Origin of the sequence: Streptomyces sp. NRRL F-5126 (assembly GCF_000721265.1) — a bacterium.
Classification (GTDB): Bacteria; Actinomycetota; Actinomycetes; order Streptomycetales; family Streptomycetaceae; genus Streptomyces.
In genome coordinates this window covers 1-530 of record NZ_JOFZ01000063.1, presented here as the reverse complement: position 1 = coordinate 530, position 530 = coordinate 1, and the positions used below count along the sequence as shown (strand labels likewise).

1 protein-coding gene is annotated in these 530 nt (G+C 65.5%); it reads right to left on the bottom strand.

The genetic code is table 11. The features are described 5' to 3' along the window. On the bottom strand, window positions 1–530 hold a 530-nt coding region (locus IH48_RS0132305), incomplete at both ends, for a GTP-binding protein (RefSeq protein WP_030912953.1).

The window sequence follows — 530 nt, the reverse complement described above, 5'->3', positions numbered from 1 at the left end:
AGTCGTGCCATGAGGGCGTGTTCGACGAGGGTGATGAGTCCGCTCTTGGCGTCGGCGCGGTGGCGGGCGTCGGTGGTGATGATGGGGGTGTCGGGGCCGATCTGGAGTGCTTCGCGTACTTCTTCGGGTGTGTAGGGCTGGTGTCCGTCGAAGCCGTTGAGGGCGATGACGAAGGGGAGTCCTGAGTTTTCGAAGTAGTCGACGGCGGGGAAGCAGTCGGCGAGGCGGCGGGTGTCGACGAGGACGATGGCGCCGATGGCGCCGCGTACGAGGTCGTCCCACATGAACCAGAAGCGGTCCTGTCCTGGTGTGCCGAAGAGGTAGAGGATGAGGTCCTGGTCGAGGGTGATGCGTCCGAAGTCCATGGCCACGGTGGTGGTGGTCTTGTCTCCGGTGTGGGTGAGGTCGTCGATGCCGGCGGAGGCGCTGGTCATGACGGCTTCGGTACGCAGCGGGTTGATCTCCGAGACGGCGCCGACGAACGTGGTCTTGCCCACGCCGAATCCGCCCGCCACCACGATCTTCGCGCT